General features: G+C 52.6%; 9 protein-coding genes. 7 read left to right on the top strand and 2 right to left on the bottom strand.

The window, feature by feature from the left end:
* The 3 genes from QUA20_RS31295 to QUA20_RS31285 form a co-directional block, all read left to right on the top strand.
* Positions 1–219 (top strand): MerR family transcriptional regulator (locus tag QUA20_RS31295; protein ID WP_333194209.1); only part of this gene is annotated, 219 nt, incomplete at its 5' end.
* Positions 216–455 (top strand): hypothetical protein, encoded by a 240-nt coding sequence (locus QUA20_RS31290; RefSeq protein ID WP_332962588.1) that lies wholly within the window; start codon positions 216–218, stop codon positions 453–455. The genes QUA20_RS31295 and QUA20_RS31290, both read left to right, overlap by 4 nt.
* Positions 452–2095, top strand: coding sequence for an HTH domain-containing protein (locus tag QUA20_RS31285; protein ID WP_333043023.1), 1644 nt, complete (start codon positions 452–454; stop codon positions 2093–2095). Before QUA20_RS31290 ends, QUA20_RS31285 begins: the two co-directional genes overlap by 4 nt.
* A gap of 154 nt (positions 2096–2249) precedes the next feature.
* Here QUA20_RS31285 and QUA20_RS31280 read toward each other — a convergent pair whose 3' ends face one another.
* Positions 2250–2618 (bottom strand): hypothetical protein, encoded by a 369-nt coding sequence (locus QUA20_RS31280; RefSeq protein WP_332962583.1) that lies wholly within the window; start codon positions 2616–2618, stop codon positions 2250–2252.
* 414 nt (positions 2619–3032) lie between these two features.
* Here QUA20_RS31280 and QUA20_RS31275 point away from each other — a divergent pair, with 414 nt between their 5' ends.
* Entirely contained in the window at positions 3033–3230 is a 198-nt protein-coding gene (locus QUA20_RS31275) for a hypothetical protein (RefSeq protein ID WP_333043021.1), read from the top strand.
* 230 nt (positions 3231–3460) lie between these two features.
* Here the strand turns inward: QUA20_RS31275 and QUA20_RS31270 are convergent, their stop codons facing one another.
* Positions 3461–3889 (bottom strand): hypothetical protein, encoded by a 429-nt coding sequence (locus QUA20_RS31270; protein ID WP_333101137.1) that lies wholly within the window; start codon positions 3887–3889, stop codon positions 3461–3463.
* Positions 3890–4147: 258 nt separating this feature from the next.
* Between QUA20_RS31270 and QUA20_RS31265 the strand changes: the two genes are divergently transcribed.
* The 3 genes from QUA20_RS31265 to QUA20_RS31255 form a co-directional block, all read left to right on the top strand.
* Complete coding sequence (locus QUA20_RS31265) at positions 4148–4825, top strand: recombinase family protein (protein WP_332962585.1); 678 nt, start codon at positions 4148–4150, stop codon at positions 4823–4825.
* A complete protein-coding gene (locus QUA20_RS31260; RefSeq protein ID WP_332962586.1) occupies positions 4822–5295 on the top strand; it encodes a helix-turn-helix domain-containing protein in 474 nt (157 codons plus the stop codon). Before QUA20_RS31265 ends, QUA20_RS31260 begins: the two co-directional genes overlap by 4 nt.
* A 98-nt stretch (positions 5296–5393) precedes the next feature.
* Positions 5394–5708, top strand: a 315-nt coding sequence (locus tag QUA20_RS31255; protein WP_333194208.1) for a hypothetical protein, incomplete at its 3' end; no start/stop codon positions are given.

Here is a 5708-nt window from a genome sequence, read left to right as displayed (position 1 = left end):
TGCAAGCAGAGACACCTCATGACATCCGTAACTTCATACAACATCGCAGAAGCTGCAAAGCTTTTGCACGTCACCCCTCAAACACTTCTCAACTGGAAAGAACGAGGCTGGATCTGGACCGAAAAGCTGCCAAATGGCAGATACCTCGTCCCCAGCTCTGAGATTGAGAGACTCACCAAAACCCAGCCCACTCAGGCCGTAGGAGGCCCGGAGAAGTGAGGCACCCACAACTTAATAAACAAGCGCAGGAGGCTATCTCAGAAGCCGCTTACCAGCTCGCCACCTGCCAAGAAAACGACGATCAAGGGGGAATCAGATCCACCCTGGCAATCCTCCAAGCCATCGCCAACGTCGGCACCAAAGCCACCCGCGAGGAAATCAGAGCCGAGCTGGCCGCCTATGCCATCCCCCTTTCTGCCCTGCAGATCGGCACCGAGGAGGGACTGGACCTGTGAGCATCGCCGAGATCCTGACCAGGCCGCCACAGCTTGAGGAATCAGAAGCCATCGCCACAAAAGAGCTAGCCGTAGTCATCTCCCGTGACAAACAGTTCTATGACCTGAACCCTGATAACAAGAAAACAGGCCAACGCTGGCTCAACACTTGGGACCCACAAAAAGACGCTGGCTTCATCCTGCCAAACCTTGATTTTGTTGCCGCCGACTTCGACACAGAAGATGGCCTGGACAAAGCCTTTGCCCTAAAAAGAAAGCTAAGGTTCCCCTCAGCAGTGATGCACTCAGGCGGGGGACCAGGGAAAGCGCATCTCTGGGTTAGAGTTGAAACAAAAGCCCAACGCCTTCACTGTGAAAATCTGATTAAAGAGATAGGTGGACCCTCAGCAGTCAGAACCCAAGGAATCAGGCCGCCTGGTGCCCTTCATCGCTCTGGACAGACTCGCTCAACCAGCGCGGAAGGGTTAACCATTCAGCAGATACTAGAGCTACTCAGAGACGGAACCAGGCCACAAAAACCAACAAAGCAGAAACTAGACCTGGACCAGCTCGCTGGAGAATCAGTCCCTATCGGATTCAGAAGTGACCGCCTATGCCTGATCGCTGGGCTGGCTCTCAGGCAAGGCTTGAGCTACCTGGACTTTAAAACATTGATTCTCAGGCACCCACAAGGACCAGGCGAGAAGATCAAAGACAGAAGCCCAAAACAGCAGGACAACTACCTAAAAGATGTTTGGAACTACGTCAGCAGTGATCGAGCTACCCTCCCGAGATTGAAACCTGGACCCGCTGACGCGGGGGGGGTTTTTAAAAAAAGATCTTTTGGGGAAACCTGGACCAAGCACGTCCTTTCGTGCCCTGACGTACAGAAATCGGGAAAAAACCTCTACGCTGCCATTCTCGAAATTGAAAGACTCTCAAAGCTCAACCACGGCCACTCCTTCCACCTGAGTAAAAGAAGCCTGGCCGAAGCTATTGGATGCTCAGACACAGCCGCCCGCAACTGCATTACAAAGCTCTGTGAACTTGGACACATTCAGAAAGTAGTAAATGGCAGTCAAAAAACAGCCTCAATCTACAGGCTGAAAGTGTCTCAAAAAGTGACCACTCAACCCCTGGAAGGGGGAGGGGGGTGTACAGAAAGAGTGGTCACCTATTGCGACAAATGCTCGCATGATTCACTCTCTGGCCGGAACGGGTTAAAAAGGTACTGGCTGATTCTTGATCCTTCAGAACCTCTCACGGCAGCCGAACTAGCACCCTTGGCAAAACGCACTCGCCAAAGTGTTTACAAAGGCCTGGCCCAGCTTGAAGCTCTTGGGCTCATCGCCAAGAAAGGTAAAGGCTACGTCAGGATCGAGGACGAAGCCGCCCACCTTAGAGCCGCTCAAATGCGTGGAAGTCTTGGCCGCGGTGAACACCGAAAGCTGATCCACGCTCTGCAGAGAGAAGGCTGGAAGCTGGAGAAGCAAAGGAGAATTGATGCCAGGAACAATGAAGCCAAACGGCAGAAGCTGAAAGACCAGGCCAAGTATCAGCATGGCACCAGCCAGGCCGAGCGGAACCGAACAAAATCGGACCACCTACAGGTTCAAAATCGGACTGCCGGCCACGGTGTTTCTAGACCGTTGCAAGTGTGATGGCACCTGTAAGGAGTCCAGAATCTGGTCAAAGACGCCTAGAACTGGCTCTGAGGGGCAATGCGTGCCATCTCTCGTGCCTCGCCATCCCTCATGCATAAAATCGCGCGCGTCGGTCAAAAACTAAAAGTTTCCCCTTAAAAGTGTCTAGAACTTAACGGGTTCCCTTTCGATAGTAAACCGTTGCGTCAGTCCCTTCGCCAATTCTCAAGCCGCCGCCAGGTAGAAACTCATATTCAAACACTACTGATCGTTCACTTTTGATATAGATGAAGCCAGGGCGAGGCAACTCCCATTTAAAATCTCGGATAACAGTAGAGTTACTCAAGAAGGTCCCCTCACCTGAAGACTTTAAAATGATTCCTGATGTTTGATTACCAGCAGTCATCTCCCAGTCACCAGAAAGGGCATTACGATCAAATGTCATAGTGATGTTTGGCCAAAGCAGAAAAAGAGCAACCCCTACAATAACGGTTAACCCTGAAAGGCCCCAAGCCCAAGCAGACGAACGCTTTTGAGGCATGGCGTAGATTCCCCCGGGATTCGCGTACGGGTCCGGCTGATATCCGGGCATGGGTTGAACTGGCATCGCCACAGTCTGATTTGGCGGCACGAATTGAGTTCTAAAGACGTGCCCACAAGGACAAGCCTGAGCGTTCAGTTGGTGCTGGCTCTGGCACTTCGGACACAGCTTTATTCCGGCTGGATTCACCTCTTGATTCTAGTCTTAAACCTGCCACCCGTCAATAAGTGACCCTCACGGGGACCACACTGAGAGTCCATCTACGAAAACTTTCCCCTTAAAAGGCGATTTGAGCCAGGTAAGGTGCGACCGTGAGGCATCTATCACGCTCTGCCCTACTGATCGCCTTAATAGGCTCGACTATCGCAGTCGTTCCCCAGGCTCTCACCAACAAGCCACAGACACAGACGGTTTATGTCACCAGGACAGGCGACAAGTACCACAAAGACAGGTGCCGCTATCTCTCACGAAGCAAGCGACCCCTGGAGCTGGCTGAAGCCAAAAGAAGGGGGTACGACCCCTGTAAGGTCTGCCGTCCCCCTCGCTGATGCTAAGAAAGTTTTAGTGAATGAACCTCCCTATAAACTCGACTATTCCAAGGACATCGCTTAAGAAGCCAATCCCTTCATATATAGCGCACAGCCAAGGTAGAACCTTCACAAAGAAGGCAGAAACGATAGATCTTCTAGAGCGTTTAGGCTCGTTTTTATTAACATGGTTTTTCTCCATACTGATTGTTTCTGAATCAAGATCAAAAGCACCTTGCTGATGCCTTCACTTTTTTTCAGTTCCAACCATGTATAGAGGTCTACCCCCAGAAATCAGGGGGAAAGTTTTAGAAGCTATTGGCTCTCTTTTGTGTAGTCAAGCACGATAAACGTAGGCTCACCCTTGGCGTCCTTTCGTGCCCATTCTCGGAGTTCCTCCAGAGAGGCTGACTCGACCCACAAAGCAGTACGTCCCTTAGATGCCGCCTCCAGTTCCTTCAGAGCCGACAGCGAAAGCATAGAGAGATCAATCTGCGGGGGTTCATTCTCTTCGACCACGTAGGGCAGGGCATATTTACCGAGAAGATCCACCAGCCGCACCAGCTCACCCGTGGACATGGAATCTCGAAATAGTCGCAGTTTGAGTTTCTGAATCCCAACCTCAAAGCACTCGACCAGCTCTAACCGCAGCTCATCCTTGATCCTGCCGCCGCCTTTGTTGCCTGGGTTCCCAACCTTCAGCCGTCCCCCGTTTCGCCCTGACTGGGTCGCGGTGTTTCTCACGGTGTTTCCTCTCATGCTCCTACCTTTGGACGTTGTAAAAGCCGCCCTGGACTGCAGAAGGCTCTGGACAGTATGACCAGCCATATTGACCAGGGTGGACATGAATGATGACCAGACAAAATTGACCAGGCTACAGGTTCAAAATTGGACAGGTGCGCAACGAAAACTGTACACGCTAAAAAGCACTCTGACTAGACAAAATAAGAAAGTGACCAGGGACCGTATACATGAGACGAACGTTTCGTGTATAGTCTTGTTATGCCCAGGGCACGAAAGACGAAGACCAGCCAGAGAGAGACCAAGCACGTTATCGGCTACGTCCGGGTCTCGACTGACCAGCAGGTTGATTCTGGTGCAGGCCTGGCCAGTCAGAAAGCCGCCATCATCGCCGAGTGTGAAAGGAACGGCTGGCACCTGGCCGAGCTGATCGAGGACGGTGGAATCTCTGGAAAGACTCTCAACCGCCCTGGACTGCAGAAGGCTCTGGACCTGCTGAACAAAGGGGAGGCTGATGTACTGATGGCCGCCAAGCTCGACCGCCTCAGCCGATCGGTAAAAGACGTTTGCCAGGTAGGGGACATGGCCCAGCACTACGGCTGGAATCTCAGCCTCTTGGATGCCCGGCTAGACACAACCACCCCTCATGGCAGAGCACAACTCAGCATGATGGCCACCTTTGCCCAGCTTGAGCGAGAGTTGATCGGACTCAGAACCCGCGAGGGACTGGCCGAGAAGAAAGCCCAGGGTGTTATTCTCGGAGCCAGGCCAATGATTGAAAGCGATACCGAGGACCTGATTCTAAGCCTCAGAGCCGAAGGAAAGGGGATGCTGGCCATCGCCAACGAATTGAACGTCCGGAACGTGCCAACCGCCAAGGGTGGGACCTGGCACGCCTCTACGGTCCGTGTGGTCCTGCAGAGAAGGGAGGCCGCATGAATGAGACTCTATCGCTGGCTGAAGCAATCAAGGCCGCTGGAGTCTCAGAGAAGACTCTACGCCGTTGGATCAAGTCAGGCCGCCTGGCCGCCGAGCTGATCGAGGGACCCAAGGGGAAGGAATACCGGGTAACCGCCGAGGATCTTGAGCGCGCATCAAAAGCCACCCCTAAAAAGGCCGTCTCAGAGCCGATACCAGCCGCTGAAGGCACGAAGCTCGACACCGGGGACCTGGCAACCCTGAAGGCTCTGGCAGAGGCACAAATGGCCATGATCGAGGAGCTACGGCACGAAGTCCAACAGCTCAGGCCGCTGGCACATGAAGTCCGGAACCTTGCGGACCAAAACCACGATTTAACAGCCCAGCTCAGTCAACTGCAGGACCGAGTAATCAAGGCTCTACCAGCTCCAGAGCCGAAATCGAACCTTTGGGAGAAGCTGACGAAGTGGACCAAAGTCAGAAAGTCCTGATCTATACATGGTTAATTCTACAGACCACTGGCATCTCAGCCAAGCAGGGATATCCTTGAGTTCAAATCAAGCGAATTCATGCTACCAAACAAAAGGCAATGATGCCTTTACCTAGTGGTCTTCGTCTGGATTCGTTGAACAGCATTAAAAGCAAAACCGCCCCATGTCTTGCCGGACATGAAGGCGGTCCAAAACTGAATCTCAACCCCCAAAAGGATCGGACTGCAGCGCTCTCTACTAGCAGGACGATTCTAACCCAGGAAAAAGCATCTGTCAAGAGAACTTTACTTTTTCAGGGAGGAAGGGGCAACGAGGCGAGTGAGGAAATGCAGCTAATGCAAGCAGAGACACCTCATGACATCCGTAACTTCATACAACATCGCAGAAGCTGCAAAGCTTTTGCACGTCACCCC

It is taken from the genome of Microcoleus sp. Pol7_A1 (assembly GCF_036701085.1).
GTDB classification, from domain to species: domain Bacteria; phylum Cyanobacteriota; class Cyanobacteriia; order Cyanobacteriales; family Microcoleaceae; genus Microcoleus; species Microcoleus asticus.
This window is presented reverse-complemented; position numbering and strand designations above follow the sequence as displayed.

Bases quoted from the DNA above. Each gene is read 5' to 3' on its own strand.
- QUA20_RS31260 (WP_332962586.1), top strand. From the start codon at position 4,822: ATGAATGAGACTCTATCGCTGGCTGAAGCAATCAAGGCCGCTGGAGTC.
- QUA20_RS31275 (WP_333043021.1), top strand. From the start codon at position 3,033: ATGTCACCAGGACAGGCGACAAGTACCACAAAGACAGGTGCCGCTATC.
- QUA20_RS31265 (WP_332962585.1), top strand. From the start codon at position 4,148: ATGCCCAGGGCACGAAAGACGAAGACCAGCCAGAGAGAGACCAAGCAC.
- QUA20_RS31280 (WP_332962583.1), bottom strand. From the start codon at position 2,618: ATGCCTCAAAAGCGTTCGTCTGCTTGGGCTTGGGGCCTTTCAGGGTTA.